The 24696-nt window shown below is 31.3% G+C and carries 9 protein-coding genes; all 9 read right to left on the bottom strand.

The genetic code is table 11. From position 1 onward, the window contains the following. Positions 1 to 191: 191 nt before the first annotated feature. The 9 genes from spo0A to HBB17_RS00005 all read right to left on the bottom strand — a co-directional run bounded on the left by spo0A (position 192) and on the right by HBB17_RS00005 (position 24325). Complete coding sequence (spo0A, locus tag HBB17_RS00045) at positions 192 to 989, bottom strand: sporulation transcription factor Spo0A (protein ID WP_167954629.1); 798 nt, start codon at positions 987 to 989, stop codon at positions 192 to 194. Positions 990 to 1591: 602 nt separating this feature from the next. Further along, positions 1592 to 2878: a SpoIVB peptidase gene (spoIVB, locus tag HBB17_RS00040; RefSeq protein WP_167954628.1), complete on the bottom strand. Its 1287-nt coding sequence runs from the start codon at positions 2876 to 2878 to the stop codon at positions 1592 to 1594. 85 nt (positions 2879 to 2963) lie between these two features. Then, the gene (gene recN, locus HBB17_RS00035; protein ID WP_408609328.1) at positions 2964 to 4628 is read right to left on the bottom strand and encodes a DNA repair protein RecN; all 1665 of its coding nucleotides are present in this window, start codon (positions 4626 to 4628) and stop codon (positions 2964 to 2966) included. A 310-nt stretch (positions 4629 to 4938) separates the two neighbouring features. Then, on the bottom strand, positions 4939 to 5850 hold the full coding sequence (locus tag HBB17_RS00030; RefSeq protein WP_167954626.1) for a Bax inhibitor-1/YccA family protein: 912 nt from the start codon (positions 5848 to 5850) through the stop codon (positions 4939 to 4941). A 180-nt stretch (positions 5851 to 6030) separates the two neighbouring features. Then, positions 6031 to 9933, bottom strand: coding sequence for an Ig-like domain-containing protein (locus HBB17_RS00025; protein WP_167954625.1), 3903 nt, complete (start codon positions 9931 to 9933; stop codon positions 6031 to 6033). A 239-nt stretch (positions 9934 to 10172) separates the two neighbouring features. Beyond that, the gene (locus tag HBB17_RS00020; RefSeq protein WP_167954624.1) at positions 10173 to 11165 is read right to left on the bottom strand and encodes a CFI-box-CTERM domain-containing protein; all 993 of its coding nucleotides are present in this window, start codon (positions 11163 to 11165) and stop codon (positions 10173 to 10175) included. Positions 11166 to 11376: 211 nt separating this feature from the next. Beyond that, positions 11377 to 19575 carry an InlB B-repeat-containing protein gene (locus HBB17_RS00015; protein WP_167954623.1) on the bottom strand — a complete coding sequence of 2733 codons (8199 nt, stop codon included), beginning with the start codon at positions 19573 to 19575 and terminating at the stop codon, positions 11377 to 11379. Between the two features lie 137 nt (positions 19576 to 19712). Beyond that, positions 19713 to 22001: a leucine-rich repeat protein gene (locus HBB17_RS00010; protein ID WP_167954621.1), complete on the bottom strand. Its 2289-nt coding sequence runs from the start codon at positions 21999 to 22001 to the stop codon at positions 19713 to 19715. Positions 22002 to 22036: 35 nt separating this feature from the next. After that, positions 22037 to 24325 (bottom strand): leucine-rich repeat protein, encoded by a 2289-nt coding sequence (locus HBB17_RS00005; RefSeq protein ID WP_167954620.1) that lies wholly within the window; start codon positions 24323 to 24325, stop codon positions 22037 to 22039. Positions 24326 to 24696 lie beyond the last annotated feature (371 nt).

The following is a 24696-nucleotide window of genomic DNA, read 5'->3' as shown; positions in this document are numbered from 1 at the left end:
TCGTAAATAAATGGATACAACTTTCGTTTTCATCGAGAAAATAGTTGTTTAACATTTATGTCAAACGAAACAATCTAGCTCATAAAATCATTATACAATATTTGGCTGATATTTTAAAGAAAAATATTAGTAATAATTGAATATTAAATTGTTTTATTATCTGAGCATAATAGGTTTACATTTTTAAACGATTATGCTCTAAATTTGTATTCCAGGCGAATCTTATCAGCAATTAATGCAACAAATTCAGAATTTGTTGGTTTACCTTTTCCATTACTTACGGTATAACCAAACAAATCATCAATCGTATCCATCTTTCCTCTGCTCCAAGCTACTTCAATGGCATGTCTGATTGCTCTCTCTACTCTACTTGGCGTTGTTTTATGTTGTTTTGCAATAGAAGGATATAATAGTTTTGTAATAGAATTCAGCATCTCACTGTCGTTCACAGACATCATGATGGCATCTCTCAAATACTGGTATCCTTTAATATGTGCAGGAACTCCAATTTCATGGATAATATTCGTTACATCTGTTTCAAGATTTCTTTCCATATATCCTGATTTATTTTCAAAAGTACTTACTCTATGATTGTCAATTAATTTTGTTGTTTCCCCTTTGATCTGTTTTATTCTAGAAAGAATAATATTGTTATCAAAAGGTTTCATAATATAGTAACTTGCGCCTAATTCAAATGCATTCTCTGTAACGCCTTCCTGTCCAATAGCTGTAACAACGATAAATGCTGGTGTCTTTTTAAATTCTCCATTATGCTTAACCTTTTCAAGAACTCCCAATCCATCCAATTTTGGCATAATAAGATCAAGTAAAACTACATCTGGATTTTTTTCTTTAATAATAGTCAAAGCATCAATCCCATTATCCGCTTTTCCTACTACTTCTACATCGTCATCTTCCTTTAAAATTGTTTCCAATAAATTAACAATTCTTTCGTTGTCATCCACAATCGCTACTGTAATCTTTCCCATAAATAGTTGTCCTCCCAATTTCTAATTGATTCCCAATCAAGTTATCAGATAGTTTGTAACAAATCAAACCCAAAATGAATAAGTTACAAAAAAGCAATTCCGATTTCTTAAATAAACCATAATTAATACGCTACAATAGAAAGTATATCGCAAATCCTAATAAATAGTCAACATATATTTCCATGTGCTGTAATAATTTGTTACATTATCAAGATTTTGGTATTTTTGATAATAATTATGGTATTTTTTACATTTTGATTTGGTATTCAATTATGTTTTATTTTTAACCACAGGAAAATTATATCCATTATTTTACATTTTTTCAAACATTTCTTATCGACCTCATTCGACTCAATTGTTTTAAATTTTAGATTTCACAGATAAGTTATCAAACAAAAACCAAGATGCGTTCTTATGGTATTCGCATCTTGGTAAATAAAAACAGATATATTTATGAAAAAGTAAGATTATCGTCGATTAATTATTTACTATTTTTTCCTTTTACTTGGTAGTCATTTTTATTCTTTCCTGTTAAAAACCCGTTTTTTCTTGCAGTAAGCATTTTTTCTAAGAGTTCTCATTCTTTTTCTCTATTCTGCCTACTATTTAGAATTGATTATCATATTTTCTATAAAGGTGCCGTAACCTTTTGTTGAATCTTGAATAAACACATGTGTGACTGCTCCAATAAATTTGTCATCTTGAATGATTGGGCTTCCGCTCATTCCTTGGATAATTCCATTCGTCAAAGCTAATAATCGCTCATCTGTGATTTTGATCACCATCCCTTTGTTTTCAGCAGATGGATTCAAATTAATCTTAACGATCTCGATTTCATAATCACGTAATTCATTTTCAATCATGCAGCGAATATAGGCTTTTCCAAGTTTTATATCTTGTTTCAGACCAATCTCCATTACCTCACCACAAGATTGGATTTTTTCCTCCCTATCAACACTACCGTATATTCCTTGTTTTGTGTTCGTAGATACCGATCCAATCCGATTGTTTGTATTTTGATTAACAACACCAAGAATTTCTCCAGGTTCACCTGATTTTCCTTTTACAATATCAAGAATCTGTGTTGTATATATGGAACCTTCTTTAATTTCTAGTAACGTTCCTGTATCCATATCCGTTATAGGGTGTCCCAACGCTCCAAACTTACCATCTGTTGTTATATACGTTAATGTACCAATTCCTTGTGTATCCTCCCTGATCCAAACACCAATTTTATATTCTCCCTCAGCATTCTTCACTGGTTCAACCTTGAGTTGAATCTCTTCTTCATTCCGTCGTACGGTAAAGGTAAGACTTCTTCCCTTTGACTCGTCAACGCAGTTTATCACCTGTTTAATCGTTGAAACATTTTGTCCATTAATTGCTACAATATAATCTCCACTTTTTAAAATATTCCAAGCAGGTTCATATTTTCCTCCATTGCAATCTGTAACTTCTCCCGTTCCAAGTACAAGCACTCCATCTGTATTCACATATATCCCAATTGGCATACCAGATGGAACAACCTCCAAACTTTCTATTACATCTATGTTTATTTGCTTTAACGTAAACTTACCAAAAAGTTTTAACTCAACTTTATATGCACCAACTTGGTTCGATTGTATGGAAAAAGGCTTGTTGAGATTAATATGAATCTTTTGATCTACATTTTCTTTTTGATCAACATGAAAAACACCGACTTGTTTTGTTTCAATATCACCTTCTACAGGTAATCCAAAATCGAAGATTTCCTCTGTACCAACTAAAACGCGTATATTACTTGGAATATTGGATGCCATTTCTTTGATTCCCATGTCCAAAATGAACATTAAATCAAAAAATACTAGAATAATCAGTATACCTCTGTATATTCTTTTTCTTTTAGACATGAAACCACACCTCTCATTGCTGTCATCAAAATTCTACTTTTCATTCTCTTTGTAAGTTAGTATATGTGATTTCATAAGAATAACCCTAGTATTTTTTTGTGTTACTTGCCAATTCCTTCATCTCTCTTGCATTCTGTAAAACAGTATCTGTTAATTCCGCACCACTTAACATACGGGCTAATTCCTGTATCGATTCATCTTCCTTAAGCTTTCTGATCATAGTAGAAGTACTATTCTCACTGGCTTTCTTTTCTATGATATAGTGCTCATCTGCCATTGATGCAATCTGTGGTAAATGGGTAATACATAAGATCTGGTGATTCTTTGCTATTACTGCTAATTTTTCCGAAACTTTTTGTGCTGTTCTACCACTTACACCTACATCAATTTCATCAAAGATCAGAGTTTCAATAGCATCATTATTCGCTAAAATTGATTTTATCGCTAACATAATTCTAGATAATTCTCCACCCGATGCAATCTTACCTAAAGGTTTTAAATCTTCACCTGGATTCGTTGAGATTAAAAATTCTGCATCATCTATACCATTGTAAGAAAAATCAGATAATGTATCAAATATCATATCAAATTGAACATCTAGAAAATTCAAATCAATTAGTGCTTCTTTAATATCCCCTACTAACTTACTTGCATTTCTCTTTCGTATTTCAGATAATCGATATGACAGATCCTCAAGATTTGTTCTTTCAATCTCTACTTTTTTTCTTAAACGACTTATATAATTATCGTAGTCTAGATATTTATCTAAACGAATTTTACTTTCTTCATAGTATTTCAAAATATCAGTAATTGTATTCCCATATTTTGATTTTAAATTATGAATAAAATCTAATCGTTCCTGTGTTGAATTCAGTTCTTCCCGATCCACATTCATACCACTTAAATAGTCTGTTATATTGCGATTAAACTCTCTCACCATATCTTCTACATCGGACAGATAGGTCGTAAATTGAGAAACTTCTTCGTCGTAACTTTCAAGTTTGGACAAAATCTTAGCAGCTTGTCCAAGTGCTTCTGATACGGAGCCATGATCTTCCTCACCAGTTAAGTGATAAACTTCTGACAATCCTTCTACTAATGAATTGGCATTGGCAAGTTTTTTATATCTTGCGCTAAGTTCTTCATCTTCTCCTTCCACAAGTCTTGCATTCTCTATTTCATTAATTTCATATTCCAAAAATGAAATTTCTCTGTTTCTCTTATCTTCATCTACTGAAGCTTCATTTAATTCATTGCAAGCATTACGATAAATCTGATAGGACTGATTCACTTTATGTTTCAGATCCTTAATTTCTTCTTTTGCATATCGATCCAAGATGTTTAAGTGTGTTCTCTTATGTATAAGTGATTGATGTTCGTGTTGTCCATGTATATCAATAAGTAGCGAAGAGATATCTTTCAACATAGTGGTTGGTACGATTTCTCCGTTCACCTTACTTACACTTCTACCATTCATAATCTTTCTTGAAATAATCACCTGATGGTCATTCATAGGAACATCCAGTTCACGTAATGCTGCGATGCAGTTCTCATCTTCCACTTGGAATACCAATTCAACCAAGGCATAATCTGCACCCTTACGAATGATATCTTTAGGAACTTTTCCTCCCAACGCAATATTAATAGATCCAATAATGATCGATTTACCAGCACCAGTTTCTCCTGTTAATATATTCAGATTATCTGAGAAATAAACTTCTACTTCATCAATAATTGCTAAGTTCTTCACATGCAGATTCAACAACATTATGATTTCCCTCCGATTTCGATTTGCTATATGCAAACATTTGTTCTGTTTTTATTTTATCATAAGATAATTTCAAATGCAATAGCGGAATAAAAAACCTCAATAAAGTCATAAAGTTCATATAGAACTCATGTCTTTATTGAGGTTTTTCAAAATTCTATTCTGTAATCAAGTTATTTCTATATTAGTTATTTCTATATTAGTTATTTCTATATTAGTTATTTCTATTCACATTCTTTATTCTATAATACCAATTAATACCACTTTTTTTGTTGCACTTTTCGTACCAAGATTAATCGTTGCTATTACCGAATAAACGAAGTAAATATAAGAAGATGTTGATCAAGTCTAAGTATAACATTAACGCACCAAACATAGCTAATACAGTTGTAGAGTTTGATGTATTCTGCTTTGCTAAAGCTTTAATCTTTTGAACATCATATGCTGTTAAACCGATGAAAACAGTTAAACCAACAGCTGCTAATGCTAAACTTAATCCACTACTTTTTGCAAATATATTAATCAATCCTAACATGATTACGCCAGTTAAGATCATGATACCAGCACTACCTAATGCACTTAAATCACGTTTTGTTACAAGTCCAAAGATTGCTAATACAGCAAATACAACAGAAGCTAAAACAAACATTGTAACAACAGAACCAAGATCATATGCTAAAAATACAATCGACAACGTAATACCGTTTACAATTGAATAAGCCAAAAGCATAATTCCAGATAATACAACTTTATTTTTCTTCATTGCAACTTGTGCTAAGATAACGGTTACGATTTCTAATCCAATTACTGCATACCAAGCACTAGATTGAATTAAGTCATAGATAAATGATGAATGTGCAGTTACATAAGCAGAAATTGCCGTAACTAATAAAACAGCGAACATGAATGCAAATGTTTTTGCCATTACATTCTGAACTTTTGAATCCATATTGGTTGTTTCATATGGCATTGCATATTCTGCATAAGATGGATTCGCATTGCTAAAATTCCCATTGTTATAACTCGTATAACTTTGTTGATATGTTTGATTATTGTTGGAATTTCCATTCAAATTATAGTTTGAACCATCCATACTAAAATTACTCTTTTGTCCCTCTGTAGATGGTTGTTTAGCACCATCTGCACTTCCTGATGTGTAGAAATTCATTACATAATCATTGTCTTTGTTTTGATTGTTATTCATGTAATTCCCTCCAAATTAATTGATTACTCCTATCGTTCTATTACTACGATCTGAAGATATAGTAGCTTAGCCACCATATCATGAGCGTCATAACATTTTGCGCTCTAATCATACGATTATATTAACATAAAGGTCCGTGTACGTCAAACAACACGGACCTTTTTACTAGTTTTACTAGTATTATTTAATCTTCTTAACTGTTACTTTACAAGTGAACTTCGTTCCTCGATAAGTAGCAACGATTGTTGCCTTACCTGGTTTTCTTGCTACAACATTACCTTTGTTATCAACCGTAGCAACACGGATATTCGATGACTCCCATGTTACTCCAGTTGAAACGCTTTCCAAATACAGTTGATGTTGTGAGTACTGTTCCAAGGTAAGTGTTTTTCTACTGATACCTAATACAGTAACGGTTGCTGTATCCATCTTACCACTTGTCGTATACGCTGTAATTGTACATGTACCAGGATGTTTTCCTGTTACTTTACCTGTGAATTTATTCACGGTAGCAACATAATCATTATCTGATTCCCATGTAACACTATCGGTACTTGTTGGTGGTGTTATGGATTTTGGCATAACCTTGGATTGATTAACTGCCAATACAACATCATCGGTTATGATCGTTATGCTAGATGCACTTACTGCTTCCTTAACTTCCACACGACAAACAGCCTTTTTCTTACTACTGTCTTTTGCTGTCGCTGTTATATAAACGATACCTGGTTGCAATGCGTATACCGTTCCTCTGGAATCTACCGTAGCAATAGAAACATTACTTGATGACCATTTTACAGTCTTATAAGTTGCGTTCTTAGGGGTAACCGTTGCTTTCAACGTTGCTTTTCTACCCGCTACTACTGTCATGGAGTAACGATTCAATTTTACCTTTGTTACTAATCTTACTACTTGAATCTTACAAGTTGCTTTCTTTCCACTTCCGTCTTGTGCTGCAGCTGTAATAGTTGTTGTACCATATTTTTTTGCAGTTACTTTACCAGAAGAATTAACAGTTGCAACAGATGGATTACTAGAAGTCCATTTCAATTTCTTATTAGATGCCGTTGTTGTAACAGTTGCTTTTAATTGTACAGATTTTTTATATCCTAATTTATAACTTGTATAATTTAATTTAATACTTGTAACATTCTGCTTAACGGTTACAACACAAAATGCTTTATAACCTTTTTCTTTTGTCGTTACCGTAATGATTGCTGTACCTACTTTTTTACCTGTTACTTTTCCTTTAGAACTAACCGTACAAACTTTCTCATTTGAAGACTCAAATGTTACATTCGCATTGGTAGCTCCATTCGGTGTAACCGTTGCTTTCAATGTAAATGTTTTTCCTTTGTAAATGGTCTTTTTATCATAATTTAATTGTAAGCCAGTAACTTGTTCTTGTACTTCTACATTACAGTAAGCAATCTCGCCATTCGCGAGTTTCGCCATTACAATTGTAGAACCCTGCGTTACACCTTTTACAACACCTTTTTCCGATACAGTTGCTACTGCTGTATTCGTTGAAGTCCATGTAATCTTTGCCTCTGTTGAGGAGCTTGGATTGAGTTTGTATGGAATCTGATAATCTTCTCCCACTTGAACGACAACATCACGCAATCCGATGGTAATACCTTTTGCCTGTTCCTTTACATAAACGATACAAGTTCCCATGTAGTTTCCTTCTACCGTTCTTGCAATGATTGTTGTTTCACCAACTGATACTGGGGTGATCAAACCTGTTGAAGCATTAACCGTAGCAACAGATGTTTTCGTAGAAGACCACGTTACTTTTTTATTACCTGCTGTTGTTGGTAATACCGTATATCCAATTGTGGTTGTTTCCCCCATATAAACAACCTTTTCCGTAGCGGCTAATTTTAATCCCGTTACGGATTCTGTTACTGTAACGGTACAATATTTGGTTTGTGCATTGGTTCCTGGTGCAGAAGCCGCAATAACGGTCTTACCAGCAGATTTTAAGGTTAATTTACCACCATCTACCGTAGCTACTTTCTCATCACTAGAAGCCCAAACGATATCTTTAACACTTGCCGTTGAAGGCGTAACTGTTGCTTTAATTGTGTATGTTCCTTGTGATAACGGTACTTCTACATTCGTATCGGATAAGGTAATACTATCGATCAATTCTGTTACGGTAACTTTACAAGTACCTAGTACAATATTGTTCGTACTAACAGCCATGATCATTGTTTCACCTGCTTTTTTACCAGTTACATTTGCTATTCTTGTACTTCCTGATTCTACTTGAACAGTTGCAATGTTCTCATCTAGGGAGATCCATTTTAACGCCACACTGGTAACACCAGATGGTTCAAAAACTGCTTTTACTGTCTTCACATCATCAACAAATAAAGATAATTCTGATGGGGTAATCGAAATCTTATTTGCAGAAGAATATACATAAACTTTACAGATTGCTCTCTTTACAACACCATCAACAATTGCAGAAGCGATTACTTCAGCTTCACCATCTTTCACACCAGTTAAGTTACCTTCAGCATCAACTGTAACAACTGTTTTATCTGATGATGTCCAAGTTACGTCAGCAATGTTATTGTTGGTAACTTTTAATTGTAATACATTGGCTCCAACTGGAATGTTGGCTTCTGTTACATTCAATTTAAGACCATCGGCAATCTCTATCTTTAAGACATAACTTGTTCCTGCTGCTTCTTCATATAAGTCAGCATAATCTGACTTTAATGTCATCTTTACTTCCGCAGTACCTTCTTTTAATGCGGTTAATTCCCCATTCGTATAAGAGATATAGGTCTGATATGCGGTTGGAACATCGATGTTAAAGTGATTCAATGCTTGAATATTGGAGTTATCCAACAAACTATATACATCATTTACATTCATACGAATGGTTCCTGTTCTCGTATCTTCAATATTATTAAAGTGAATTGGGATATCAAAATACATATGATTTGGATATCCAGCATTATATAAGTAATTTTCGTTAATAATCTCTTTCTTATCCGTACCGCCATCGCTGATGTATGTATTCATATAATAGCGTCCGGCTTTAGAAGTAGAATTAACAATAACTTTATTCGATACAGTATCTGGTGTAAGTTTAACTTTATCCGTTGTTGACATTGAGGCTAATGCTGCTGTATCAATTACCTCATCTCCACGTCTTTGATAGATCTTATAGTTTAACTCAGAAGCTACTGTCGCATTCACATAAAATTGTTCACCTGTAGTTTTATACGGCCTAAATTCATGTGTAGAATTATACGTCGTAAGTATCTCAGATGCATCTGTAACAGGAGTTGCACTGTACGTATGCGGCATTACCAATACATCAATTGAATCGCTTATTACTCTTCCCGCGTTGGCTTTTGTAACAGCTTTACCTGCAATCGTACAATACCCTGCTCCCACCGCAGTTATGTTACCCAATTTATCAACTACCGCTACACGCGAATTTGATGTAGTCCATGTCATATCATAGTTTACATTAGTAAATGCAAAGCTTAAATTCGTGTTTGTTGGCTTCGTTTGATATGATTTTGCATAGGTTGCACCTGCTTTTGTATCTAAGACCAATACTCGATTTGTATCTCCTTGTTTAATTGGAAATGCAGCGTTATCTGTTGTATCAATTTGGTAACCAACATAAATTTCACAAGCCAATGAACTAGTTGGTGAATCACCTGTCGAACCATTAGCATAGGATAAGGTTACTGTTGCTTGACCTGGTCGTTTTGGTGTAATTTTAATTTGTTTACTAGTACTAGTATCTCCACCACTACCAATAGCAATTTCCTGTTTCGTAATCTCTACAATTTCACCATTCGATGGTGTCACAGACCAAGTAAAATCAACACCTACAGAAGTATTATCAGAAGAAGATATTCTTAGGTCAACCTCACCTTCATTAAGCGTTAGCTCCGTTACTGGCGTTGTCGAAGATCCGGAATATAGATTATACGTACTTGCCGCTTTGACAATGTCAATTTTGATACCCCGATCGCCAAAGAATGACACGATGAATATCAAAACCAGTGACAGCGCTATAACCTTTCGTAAGATTTTTTTCATTTTCATGTTCAAATTCCTCCTCTGTCATACTTAATCTTATAAAAATTGCTTACCATCCTTTGTAAGCTTTGTTACAGAACATATCCAAAGAAATGTAATGATGTCAGGTCAAGGAAAATTACCTTGAGCCCATGGTATCATGTAATAACAAAGAACATACATATCGCTATCTAAATTATCGACTAACATTCTACAAAACATTAGTTAATACAAAAATATTACCTTAATTTTTTGGCAAAAACATGTCAATTGTCTACAATAGAGTCTATTTCTGGCAGTACAAAGGTCCTAGTCAATGTATTCACCATATCCATGTACTGTTTTCTGCATTGTTCATATTGCTTATTTTTAATATACGCAAAACAACTGCAAAGGTACTGCTCCCATATTTGGTGATAGATTCGATCTCTCTCTTCATACGTATTAATTATCTGAACAATGGTCGGTGCTATGGCATAATACACCTCCACCATCTTCTTTCCTTCTTCATCTACAAGAAGATATTGATCACGAAACTTACGGAAGGCTTGTAACTCTTCACAATCATCTGGTTTCCCAAATGATTCACATACTGCTGTAGTGATAAAGCATAATTTCTTTTTGCTAAAACCATCTCGTATGTCCTGGTAATCGGCTTTGGTGAACTTTTGGTGTGGATATCGTTTTCCCCACTCTGTCGTATATGCCTCCGCCAATTTCTCACAGGTTTCCAACTTCGTTTCACGAATCATAGGCACAAAAAAGAGAGCCGATACAAATCGAATCTCATCCACTTTCATACTGCCAGTTATTTTTCCGGATGCATGTCTTGTGATCTTATACTGCTCTTCTATTCCATTCAATATATGCTCAACCAAATTCTGAATAAGACGTTCTTCCGATTTAACAGTAAACTGTTCTTGTGTAACCTGTTCCATAGGAACATATGGAATTCTTGCACACGCTTGATCAAACTCTTGTAAAGTAGGTAGACAAACCGTTAGATAATCTTGAAATGCTGCTTCATATTTATTTGCCTTAAATGATTTCATCAATTGTAAATGTTCCGTTAGCATCTTACATGCATTTTCCCAAACGTCCACACATAACCGTTCATATTCCTGACTGTTTTCCACTGTATTGCTTTTCTTCCCAACATAGATTTTCTTGCCGCAATACATACATACGCATTCTTCCAAATCATTTGGCACTTGGAGTAGCCCTTTGCAAAATGGACAATTCTGTTCTACAAATTCCATATATCTACCTCTCCGTCTCATATTCATTTTTATTATATCATTATATTCCATTATTTCTTCTTTTTCATTAAAAATTTGTAAACGTTTTAAGTGTAATGTGTAATCTGTGAAATATCGTCAATACTAATTTAAAGATATTAACATAAACTAAAAGGACTAATACTTAAAATAAATATTAGTCCTTTTACATATTATCTTATTCAGTAACTATTCATTCCCAATGTGCATATAGAGTATGGTTCCCTTTAACCTTAGCCAAATCATATATTTGAATAAGATCTCCACCATCTTTTTCTGTATACCAACCCATAAAATGATATCCCTCACGCATTGCATTTGGCAGCCGACCATATGGACGATCATAATTAATTACTTTTTTGGATTCTTCCACTCTACCTCCATTACCATCAAAAGTAACATAATATTGTGATAATTTCCATTGTGCATAAATTGAATGTGTTATCGCATCATTAATAACAGTTGATGAAGTTACTGCAGTTCCTCTTTTCGTAATCCATCCCGTAAACTGGGCATCTTCCCTTACTGGACTAGGTATTGCTCCGTAAAAATCATGGTATAACAACAATAATTCTTTAATTTCAACTTGTCCACCCGTAGGATTTAATCTTACACTTACTTCTTTTGGTTTCCAATGGGCGTATAAGTACATACTATTATATGCATTAACTGTCGAATCAGGTGTTATCTTATCACCTTTGTCTTGCCACGTGTACCAACCATCAAATGAATAGTATTTTCTTGTAGGAGTTGGAAGCGTTCCGTACTTTTCACCCTTTAATAACATATATGGCTTTATTATTTCGTTTCCCCCATTTAAGCAAAAGATAATTTGTGTTTTTTTAGGTTTCCAATGAGCATACAACTTATTTATCTTCTTATTATAGTTTTCAGTTGGATATACTTCAACTCCTCCCTCCTTCTCCGTATAATATCCAATAAAATCATATCCATCCATAAATGGTATTTTGACAGTACTATAACCATTACCATATGTTCCATTATAGTAAGCATTAAAATTCCAAGTTGATGAGTATACTATTTTCTTTCCTTCTTTTGAAGCAAATTTACCACCATTACCGTCGATAGTAAGATAATAATTCTTAATTGTATAATGTGCATACAAATGCTGTGTATCCACTGTATTAACAACTGTATTATTTGTAATAATAGTACCACCATATTCTTGGGTAAACCAGCCACTAAATTCATACCCTTCTTTTTTTGGTATTGGTAATCCTCCATATATACTATCATAGGTTGCTTCCATCGAAGATACGTTGCATGAACCACCCACTGCATGAAAAATTATTGTACTACTAATAGGCTTCCATTTCGCATACACATAAATATCGCTTTCAAATTCCATAACCATTGAATTCTCTAATTTCAGACTATTGCAATACCAACCTGCAAATTCATAACCTTCTCTTATTGCTAAAGGTAAATCTCCATATTGCTTACCATACAACACACTTCTTTGTGAATAACTTTTCATCATTCCATTGTCATATACAGTTCCTCCATTTCCTGAGAATGTAATAGTTGGCTTCTTTAAATCCCAATGTGCATATATCGTCTGATCGCTATTTAACAAAAACTTATCCTTTTCTTCTACCAAAGTACCTCCATTAGGTTTTGTATACCAACCAATAAAATTATATCCTTTTCTTACTGGTAGAATTAAAGTACCATATAAACAATCATATGTTACTATACCATTGACTTCAATTTCTTTACCACCGTTTGCATCATAATAAAGTTTATAAGTATTATTATTCCAATGTGCATATAAAACTGTATCTTCTGTAACATTAACATCACTTGTTTGTGATATTCTTTTTCCGCCATTTTTAGAGGTAAACCAACCATCAAAACTATAATTCTTTTTTGATGGCACTGGTAATACACCATATTTATCTCCATAGGTAGTTGTAATACTACTACAACTTGATCCTCCCTGAGCATCAAAATAAATACTGTATTTTTTAGGAGTCCAATGTGCATACAGATCAATTTGTTCCGTTACAGTTGATATCTTATATCCATCTATACTTTTCGTATACCAACCATCAAATGTAAATCCTTCTCTTGTAGGCACTATTAATTCTGAGCAACTACTACCTTTCTCTACTGTTGTATAATTATATGTTGTATTTAACATCCCACCATTAGCAAAATAATTTACATAATAAACTTCTTCTTTCCAATGTGCATACAATGTATGATCAAAATCACTATTAACAATAGAATAAAGATCCACTTTAATCCCACCATTCGGTTTCGTATACCATCCTTCCATTGTATATCCATCACGTACTGCAATTGGTAAGTGCCCATAGCTTTGACCACATGTCACAGTTATGCTGCTACTAGAAACATTACCTCCATTTCCATTAAATATAATGTTATGTGTATTTCCTCTCCATTGTGCATATAAAGTTACATCACATGTTACATCTACAATATTCGTAGATTGGATCTCATTTTTCCCTTCCCTAGTGGTAAACCAGCCTATAAAAGTATAGCCCGTTCTAACAGGAATCGGAAGGTATCCATATGTGTTATTATAAATAATTACTTTAGAAGTCACATCTGATTCACCACCATTTGCATCAAATTTTAACGAAAAACTTTTTTTCTCCCAGTGCGCATATAGAATTTGATCAGAAGCTTCTTCTAAAATACTTTCTTTAGTAACTAATTTTCCTCCATCTGGACTCGTATACCAACCAAGGAAATTATATCCATGCCTAAAGGCATCTGGTAAATACATATAATTTTCTTTATAGTATATTGTTGTCTCCCATTCAGCATAATTTCCATATCCTTTTTTTTCTAGATAAATTTGAGCAAAACCACCATTAGCATCAAATTTTAATTTTTTTTGAACACCTTTCCATTGAGCATATAATATTTGTGTATCTGTTATCTTAACAATCTGGTTGCTATTAACCATATCTCCATTTACTGGTTTAGTCATCCAACCAATAAAACTATAATTTTTTCTTACAGGATTCGGTAACTCACCATACGTTTTATCATATGTTACATATAAACTATTATGTACTGATTCTCCGCCATTTGTATCAAATTGAATAAGATATTTGTTAGGAATCCATTTTGCGTATATACTAAAATTATATGCTGAAGTTATTATTGTTTCGGGAGTTATTAATTCATTATTACTTGATTGATACCAGCCATCAAACGTATATCCATCTCGAAAAGGAACGGGTAACTCACCACATTTTTTCCCATACTCCGTTTTTTTGTTAGCAATGGATACAGTTTTCCTATCATACTCCATATAACCAGAATTTGCATTTATACTCATAATTGGTTTATTAACTAACCAATGGGCATATAATGTTTGGTTACTTAACAAATATGGTGTATCTCCTGATGTTACAATTTCACCTCCAACTCTTTTAGTAAACCATCCTTCAAATGTATACCCATTATATTCAGGAATTGGTAATGTCGAATAATTTTCACCATATATACTCTTTTTTGAAGAGATTGTAACTGTGCCACCATTTGCATCAAACAGTATTTTTTTCTCAACACCTACCCAATGTGCATATAACATCGTATCACTAGTTAACTCATCTAAATTACCTTCAGTTACTTTTGTTCCACCACTATAATGAGTATACCATCCATCAAATACATAATTATCTAAAATAGGTACTGGAAAACTTATATTTTTATTTATAGAATCAATAACAAGTTCAGATACATCACATTTACCACCACATGGTGCAAAAGTTATTACTATTGTATTTTTTGCCCAGTGTGCATAAAGAATAATTTTTTTAGTATTATTAACTACTGAGTTTTCAGTAATTTTATCTCCATCCTCCTCACCTGTATACCAGCCTGTAAATGTAAAGCCTGCGCGTGTTGGTGTCGGTAATTCACCAAAATAATTTTCATATGTTACGTATTTATTACTTAAGGCTAGATTCCCTCCATTTGGATTAAACTCTATCACTATTTCAGTTGCCCGCCATTTTGCATATATAACAAAATCAGAAGTATAATCAACTATATCATCTTCATCTACATATAATCCTCCATTTTTTTGCGTATACCAACCTACAAATTCATATCCCTTTCTACTTGGAATTGGTAAATCACCATATGTTTCTCCATAATATACTACCTTAGATTCAATATCTACATTACCTCCAGAAGCATCGAATTTTAAGTTGCTGTCAATGCCTTTCCAATGTGGATATAAAACTTGATTTTGTTCACTAGTACATATACTATCTTCAGTTATTTGAACTCCACCTGTATATGTTGTAAACCATCCTTGAAAGTTATAATTGTACTTTTTTGGTTCTGGCAAACTACCATATGGCATATTATACCCTACTGTTTTCTTGCCCTCACCTAATAAATTAACTGTTATCCGTGTAGCACTCCATTGTGCATATAGTGTTATATCTTCATTAGGTACTATATCATTTTCATTGATTTTCGTTCCTCCTATATCATTAGTATACCAGCCCAAGAATACATATCCCTGCTTTAATGGTGTTGGTAAAGTCCCATAATACTCTCCAGCTTCAATTTCCTTATTACAATTTTCAAGTTTTCCACCTTGCGTATTGAATGTAACAAGAATACTATTTTCCTTTTTCTTTTCCCAATGAGCATAAAGTACTTTACATTCTGGTGTTACAGTATCAGTTGCTTCAACTAACTCCCCATTTACCTGTTCTGTATACCAACCAGTAAATTCATAACCCGTTCTTTCAGGATTTGGTAACGTTCCATATGGTTCACCCACTATATAAGATACAGTATCCGTATTAATTACTCCTTCATTCGGATTGAAATTTACATTAATTATTTCAGAGTCACTTTCTATAAATATAGCAGTAATTGTTGCATTATTATCTGCAACCACATATGTAGTATTACTTATCGTTTCATCTATAATAGTTCCATTATCCGTTACCCAACCAATGAATTCATATCCACTATCCGGAACCGCTACTATATTAATAGTATCACCAGTTTTATATAATATTGGTTCTATACCATCAATATACCCTCCTCCTATACAATTGCCTTCAATTGCGTAACCAACCTCTTCCATATCTCCATCATCTTGCTTATTTTCATTAGAAGATAACCATAATATGTTATCATCAAGATCACAATCGCTTTCTACTACAACTTCACATTTTACTTCATCACAATTATATTCACTCAAAATTTCTTCTTTATTAACATAAACAGCTTTTATACTATCTTTAGTAAAATTGCCCAAACTATACTGCTCAATTAATTTTTCTTCTTTGTCTTTTACAACCGAAATATTTAATTTTGCATTTGTCTCAAATTGTGTTAGGCTTGAAATATAAAGTAAATTAGAATCACTAGCACTCTCTGTTACCTCCATCATACTAAGTTCTAAATCAGGTGCTCCTGCATTAATTGTTTTAGAATGATTAGCATCAGAAATATCTCCTGGTATTATAATTGAAACAATATAGTCACTGTTACAATAAAACTTTTCGTCGAATCCAAATTCTTCATCCTCTAATGTTATTACATTACCTGGTAGTAATTTCAATTCATCATATACTTTCGTATAATTACCAGAAGGTCCATCCACAGTGACAATAATTGTATCGATTGTCGTTGTCCCTTTATTTTTAATCATTGTTGAAAGAGGAGCATGATTACTATCATCAGTAGTGTAATAGTGTATATTAGCATCTAGTAATTCAGCTGAAACAGTTTCTTCTATCTCTTTTAACTTTAATTGTGAAAATAAAGTTTGTTCTTCATTAAACATGTTTTCTATTTCGCTATATACTAATTTAGGAACTCCCTCTTCAGAATCCACTGCAGTCAGATCTAATATATCCCCTTCTGAAGTTTCAAGTAATACCGGTTCACCCCATTCACTGTTTTCATTACAAAAAGCACCATATATCTCTGTTTTATTGTCGCTATTTTTTGTAACCCAAAACAATACTTGTTTATTATTACCTAAATTGTGTAAAACAGATGTCTTTTCATTAAATGTATAATCTACTCTTACAGAATGTTCCACTTCTAATTCATCTATATAATTAATAAATTCACCATCTGTATTTGCTAATACAGATGTCCCATTATCACATTTCAAAAGAAAATACTCCAAATCACTGTCAAGTTCTGTATCATTATCCTCTCCAGTTAAATCTGTCTCTTCATTTTGTTCTTCTATATCATTATGTTTTTCATTAATAATTTGTTCTTCCCCATTAATCGGTTTGAATATTAACTTGTGATATATATCAACATCTTCATCCGAATCCATATTCATTAATTCATTCGTTTCTTCATATAAAATACCTAAATTATTATCTATAATACCTGCTGACAAAGAGATAAAATCATCATTGTACGATTGTACGTTAACATCAGACCATCTGTTATTCTCATAAATTGAATAACAGATTCTCTCGGACTGATCTCCATTATATATATTATTTGTATTAGTTGAATACCATGTGACTAATACTTGTCCATTTTCTGAATCAGAAGCTATACTTGGTACTAAATTGCCTTCATATTCTCCATTAATTGTGGTAATATCTATTGAATCAGTTTTGGGATCAATAATAGCAGTACTAATATCACTATCAATCACATGGTTGCAAGCAGGATCAGTATCACTATTAATACTTGATGCATAATCCTGCCATACAACAAATATTTTACCATCATTATTTACTATTTCATAATTAAAGTCTGCAGTTCCATCATCTTCAATAATTTGAGGTTGCACAAATGTTCCATCATCTTCCAATTTAGCATACATTAATGCAGTTCTATCAGCCGCACTTCGTTCATTAATATCTGCCAACCAAAAAATATACTCCTGTCCATCAAGTGTAAGTGTCTTAACTTTAGAAAATGGATAGATTATCTGATCCTCATCCTTTTGATTACTTATGTAATTATAGTCTCTAGACAAAATGGTATATTCATCAACAGCATCATTATTAACAACATTATTCTTTTTAGCATTTTCTTTTTTTGATTGATCATTTTCCCATAATGTATTATCTTTATTCCAGCCAAATTTCTTTGATTCAATTTTTCCTCCAAGTAATTCAGCAAAAGCATTCGCATATAAGTTTCCCAGTACTTTAGCAGTCATTGGAACATAATCATGTAATACAAAAATAGGTTTTATTTCACATGTTCCTTCAACGCCACAACTCACAATATTACGTAATCCTACTCCCATTGATGCATTGCCTGTAACAGGTATTGTTAATTCTAAATCATTCTTAAATTTATTAATCTTTAGTCCTTTCGTCTTGGCAGTACAATTATAACTTAGACTTGCTTTTGCATTAAATCCAAAACAAATATATGCAGGTACACAACCAATCATAAACCATTTTCCCTTTTCTTTGCCTTTATATTCAAGCATTGACTGTATTTGAAGCCCTAAATCATGACTTTTATCCTTCTTGTCTTTCTTGACCCAATATTCTCCATATGCATATGCAGAAAACTCAATTTTTTTAAAGGCAAAAGTAAAACTCTCTTTTAAATCCAGATTTTTCTTTGAAACGAAATCTTTTAAGTGTTTATTCGCATTATTTTTAAAATCATAAACTCGACGATTATAATCTTTTTTATACTGTTTGCATTTTTTCTTGTCTATCTTTTTTTTACCATCATACAAACAATTTTCCTTTGTTCCAACAAAATATTTTATAATACCTTCTTGTTCATCATAGCCAAGTGCAAAAGCAAAATTTTTATTCTTAAAGAGATCAAAACTTAACTTACTTCCGCCTAGCAATGGTAACTTTTTCGGTATTTTAAAACCAATTTTATTACCTATTTCAATTGGCATTTCATCCATTTCATCTTCCGCTATCCCAAATGCTTTTACACAAGATTTTTCTTTCTTCTCATTATTATTAACTATTGATTGTTTGTTTAACGTTTCTTTTTTACTTATTAGTGATATTACTTCGATTGAACTATTTTTTTCTTCAATTTCTATTATTTTTTGTTCATATTGGGGTTTATTAATAATAATTGTAGCATTCGAAATAGTATCAACACCAATAATTCCATTATCTGATTTTGATGTTTTCCCATTAACTGTATACTCTATTTCACTAATTAGTTTACCAGTCTCATAATCTACAACAACAAGATAAGTAAAGTTCTCTTTCGTTGCATCCATTACTAAATCTGAGTTATCCTCTTGTATGTCAGAACTTATATCACTCGAATAATATATGTTATTCTGTATTGCTTTAATATTAACATAATTAAGATTTTGTAACATTAATAAAATAATCAAAAATAAAGCTAATCGTTTATTATTTATTATAATTAGTAATTTATTCATGCTATCTCCTATTTAATTGAGAATATCTTTATGATATCGATTTATTCCATCAAATCATCATAAAGATATTCTAATCATTTACATTTATATATTGCTTTTATATATTCGTACCATTTGAAATATACTTTTCCCGTGATTTAATTAGTTACTGTCTCTGCATTATTTTGGTCGTTATCTTTTGATTCCACTTCTTGCTCTTCTACATTTTTATTATTTTGTTCTAATTGTTCCTCCAACTGTTTTTTTCGAATATTCAACTCGTTTATCGCCTGCTCTAATTCTTTGTTTCTTTCTTTTATTTGTTGATTTTCTAAAACTAAGCTCTCATTTTTTGCTTCAAGTTCATTATTTTCTTTTGTAAGATTACTATTCTCTTTATTAACAAGTGTTAGTGTTGTCTTTATTTCACTAATACTCAAATTTAAATTCTCATTTTCTTTTTTAATCGAATCTAATTTTATTTCTTGATTACTTAATTGACTACCTAGAGATAGATTCTCACTAGTTAATTGATTCAATTCACTTGTTAATATATCTACTTTTTCTTGTAATTCTTCATTTTTATTGTCATTGTTTATCTTTTCCAGATTATTGATAAGACTTTGCAGCTCTTCAATTTTTAAATTAGCAGTATTTAATTTTTCTTCTAAATTTGTGATATTTTTTTCCATTTCTTCAATTGCTGCTTCTTGTTCTTCTAATCTTAATAATGTTTGTTTAATTTCTTCTAATGTGTTATCGTTCGTATCTTCCTGAACCAGATTTTTTAATTCTAATAAGAACGAATTCAGATCATCTTTATCTTTTTTTTGTTGAGCTAAAACTAAATTTAATTTTTCTTTATCCAAACTAAGATTTTTGTTTTCATCCTCTAAACTTGCTAATTTTTCTTTCAAGGACTTTATTGCTACAAGAATATTTTCATTCTCTGTAATACCTAATTCTTCTCTTATAGTATTAAATTGCTCTTCATACTTTGAAGTTGTAGTATTTACAGTTCCGATATTATTACTTAGTGTAGTAATTACACTAACCAAATTAGCAATTGTCATATCTTTACTAGAAAGATTAGCATTCAATTCATTAACTTTATTGTTAAGCTCTTCTATTTTATCTTCATATTCCTTTTGTGATAGTTTAAGTTGCTCGAGTTCCGCTTTATTACTTGATGTATTAGCTTCCTTTTGCGCTTCTTCTAGTTCATTTATTGCAATATTAAGTTCATTCTCCAGATTAGATATTCTAGTTTCAGCTAAACTTAAATCATATTGTAATGTTTCTAATTTTGCATTCGCTTCTGCTTTAGTAATAATGTCTTCATTTGTTGTAGCTTGCAAACTAGTACGCAATTTATCAAGTAGGTGTTCGTATTCATATAAAATATGGCTATTGTTTACATTATCAATACTTATAAAGTTTATTGGGAAACCTTTTTCTTTCATTTGTTTACAATACAACTCAGTGCTAGAATTATCATAACCATAAACATAAGTTGATCTCGAATTATATCCCAGAGTTAAGTAATTTGAATCATTTTGCTGTATCAACACATCTTTACTTAGAATTTTTACAACATCCAGAGCCTCTTGAAAACAATTTTCTTCGAGTATCTTCATTGTACTCGGAATTATAACATTGTTTACATGAGTTTGATAAAACGCATTTTTTTTAATTTCCTCAATACCTTCCTCAAAATTGATTGTAGTCAATAGATGTTGATTTACAAAAGCATCCTCTTGTATAATTCTAACATTTGAACCAAAACTGACTTCTTCTAAAGTTCTAAATTTACTACACGTTGAATACATTGCATCTTTCCCAATTATTTTACAATTCAAATACATTTTTTTAATACCTTCTGTATCAAATACTCCTCTTTGTAAAGTGTCTATTCCCTTTCCAATATATACTTCTCTCAAATTAGCACAATTAACAAAACAATTATCTTCAAGTGTAGTAATATTATCTTCAACACTAACTTTATGTAAACCACTATTCGAAAAGCAGCCATACCTCAAACTTTCTAAACTTTGCGGAAATTTCACTCCTGCCAAGTTGGTAAGGCCTGCAAAAGCCTGTCTACCAATTTCTATCAAACCTTCAGGTAAAAATAAATGTTCAATTATATTATCTGTTTTTTCACTGGTGTTACCAAATATATTTGTTCCCTCAATCAATGATCCGATACTTACTACTCTATAGCCATTAATAGTTTGTGGAATTGTAATGGATTTATTGTTCTTATTATCTATTTTTATTATAGAACAAGTTGTATCTGAAGTTTTTACATATGAATATATAATTCCATTGATTCCAATAGAATCCGCTTTAACAACTTTTACACCTACATAATATATTGGAGACATAATAGCTAAAATTATAACTAATAATAAAGCAATCTTTTTAATCTTTAATTTATTTTTCATTAAATTCTTCTCCCGTCTAGTTTTTTACCATAATATTATTTTTCTTCATCCAAATTCTGCGAAACAGTATTGTCACTATTTTCATTTATTATATCTAATTCCTGAACTTGCTTCTCTAATTCTTGAATTTGTTCTTCTAAACTTTTATACTCATTAGATAATTTTTCATTTTCTTCATTCAATATTAGATTTTCAGATACCAGCTTATCATGTTCGTCAAGCAAATTATTATTTACTATTACCAATTCACTGTTTGTCTTATTTAATCTGCTCAAAACTGTATTTAATGCTAATAAATTGGTATTTAGTTTCTTATTTTCAGTATTGATATTATCAACTTTGATTTGTTGATTATTAATCTGTTCTACTAAATTCTCATTATTTAGCGTCAGTTGTTCTATATCGTTTGATAAACTTTCAACCTTTTCTAGTAATTTTTCTTCATCGTTTGTTCCAGATTCATTATATACTTTTTCTAAATCACTTAATTGTAATTGTAACTTGTCAATCTTCTGATTAGTCTCAGTTAATTTTTCTTCTAATAATAATTCATTTTTCTTGAGTCTGCTCATTTCTTCTTCTTGTTCTTCAAGCAATATAACATTCTCACTAATTTTATCTAATGTATCTTGATTTGTATCTTCTTGAACCAACTCTTTTACTTCATTAATAAATGCATCTAATTCCTCTTTTTCCTTAGTTTCCTTTTCTAATTGTTCAACAAGTTGATCTTTTTCAAAAGATAATTTTTCATTTTTAGATTCTAAATCACTCAATTTATTTTTTATATTTTTAATTGCAATAATTATGTCATCATCATTAGATAAACCTAATTCATTCCTTATTTGCGTTAATTGTTGTTCGTATCTTGATGTTATAGCATTAGCTGAACCTATATTACTACTAAGTGTTGATAGCACAGTAACTAAGTTGCTAATTGTGATATCTTTACCTGCTATTGAAGCGCTTAATGAAGTTACTTGTTCATTCAATCGTGCTATTTCATTGCTATAATCTATTTGTCTTTTCTTAAGCTCTTCAATTTCTTCTTTATCAATTGATGATTCAGTACCATTTCTTACTTTTTCTATTTCACTTATCGTATTCGCCAATTCTATTTCAAGCTTATTTATTCTTTCTTTAGCTAATTTTAGCTCTATTTCTACTTCTTCATATTTTTTATTTGCTTCTATTTTTGCTAGTATGTCTTCATTAGTATCTACTTGCAGTATAGCTCTTACTCGTTCAAGTATTTGTTCATAAGCAGATAACGTACAATTATTGGCATCTCCTAAACTTATAAAATTTATTGGGTTTCCTTTATTTTTCATATTCTCGCAATAAATTTCAGTAGTTGAATTCGTATATCCATATATAAATGAATCAGTCTTGCTACTTCCTAAAGTTAAAGTATTCTGATCATCCTGCAAAATTTCTACATCCTTACTCAGTATTTTAATGTTTGAAACTTCATTTAAACAATTACTTCCTAATAATTTCAAACTACTTGGCAATGTAACATTCTTTATATTCGTTTTATAAAATACATATTTTCCTATTACATCTATACTATCTCCAAATGTAACTTTTGATAAATGACTTTGTTGATAAAATGCAGAGTCTTCAATTATTTTAACATTTGGTCCAAAATTAACTTCTTCCAAAGTTCCTCTATTTCCATAAAGATCTGCCATAGCACCATAACCAATAACTTCACAATTTATATTTAATTTAGTTATAGAATCTGCAGAAAAGAAATACTGATCAAATGTTTTTATTCCACTACCTATTGTAACTTCTTTTAAATTTTTACAATTTTCAAAACAATATTTTTCTAACGTGGATATGTTATCATCTAAAGTAAGTTCACTTATGTCTGTTCCCGCAAAACATAATCGACGCAAAACTCGTAAACTTTTTGGAAATTTAATGTTAGTTAATTTTGATAGACGAGCAAAAGCATATTCTCCAATTTCCTCCATTCCTTCCGGAATTATAATCTCAGTTATATTATTACTATAGTCACCATCTTTTGTTAGATCATTACCAAATACATTTGTATTGATTATTAAAGAGCCAATACTTTTTACTTCATAGCCATTTATTCTCTCAGGAATAGTTAAAATTTGATTTAATGATTTATTAATAATTTTGGTTATGCTACACGTCGAATCTGATGTTTTTATATATTCATATGTAAACCCATCAATTTTCATAGTATATTCTTGAGCATGTAGAATGTGTAAATCGTTTAACGATGATATCATTAAAATTCCAATTACTAAAATAGCTATTGTTTTACGTACATAAATTTTTTTTTCCATTATTCTCTCCCTATTATCATTCTTATTAATATACTAATTAATAACTTAAATCTATAACCTAAGGTATAAATTTTAGTTAATCAGTTTTATCATTTTCGTATTTTATATTTTAATTTATCTTATTTCTTTTGTTAAAATCGTCCTCCATTTCATGTTATTTTTTGGTATTTTATGTATTAATTCCCATAATTATGTTACATTATTTTCTTTATTTTGTCAATTTGTATTTTATTGGGATGAATTGCGGTGACTTGTAAAATGAGATGCTACTTTGTAAGACGAAATGCAATGTTTATAATCAAGAATCATTTTTTGTAAACGAAACGCTACTTTTACACTACTTTGTAAGTGAGATGCTACTTTTGTAAGCG

Origin of the sequence: Anaerosporobacter faecicola (assembly GCF_012070565.1) — a bacterium.
Classification (GTDB): Bacteria; Bacillota; Clostridia; order Lachnospirales; family Lachnospiraceae; genus Anaerosporobacter; species Anaerosporobacter faecicola.
This window is presented reverse-complemented; position numbering and strand designations above follow the sequence as displayed.

Excerpts from the sequence above, each read along its gene's own strand:
- HBB17_RS00010 (WP_167954621.1), bottom strand. The coding sequence starts at position 22,001 with ATGAAAAATAAATTAAAGATTAAAAAGATTGCTTTATTATTAGTTATA.
- spo0A (WP_167954629.1), bottom strand. The coding sequence starts at position 989 with ATGGGAAAGATTACAGTAGCGATTGTGGATGACAACGAAAGAATTGTT.
- HBB17_RS00020 (WP_167954624.1), bottom strand. The coding sequence starts at position 11,165 with ATGGAATTTGTAGAACAGAATTGTCCATTTTGCAAAGGGCTACTCCAA.
- HBB17_RS00030 (WP_167954626.1), bottom strand. The coding sequence starts at position 5,850 with ATGAATAACAATCAAAACAAAGACAATGATTATGTAATGAATTTCTAC.
- HBB17_RS00015 (WP_167954623.1), bottom strand. The coding sequence starts at position 19,575 with ATGAATAAATTACTAATTATAATAAATAATAAACGATTAGCTTTATTT.
- spoIVB (WP_167954628.1), bottom strand. The coding sequence starts at position 2,878 with ATGTCTAAAAGAAAAAGAATATACAGAGGTATACTGATTATTCTAGTA.
- HBB17_RS00005 (WP_167954620.1), bottom strand. The coding sequence starts at position 24,325 with ATGGAAAAAAAAATTTATGTACGTAAAACAATAGCTATTTTAGTAATT.
- HBB17_RS00025 (WP_167954625.1), bottom strand. The coding sequence starts at position 9,933 with ATGAAAATGAAAAAAATCTTACGAAAGGTTATAGCGCTGTCACTGGTT.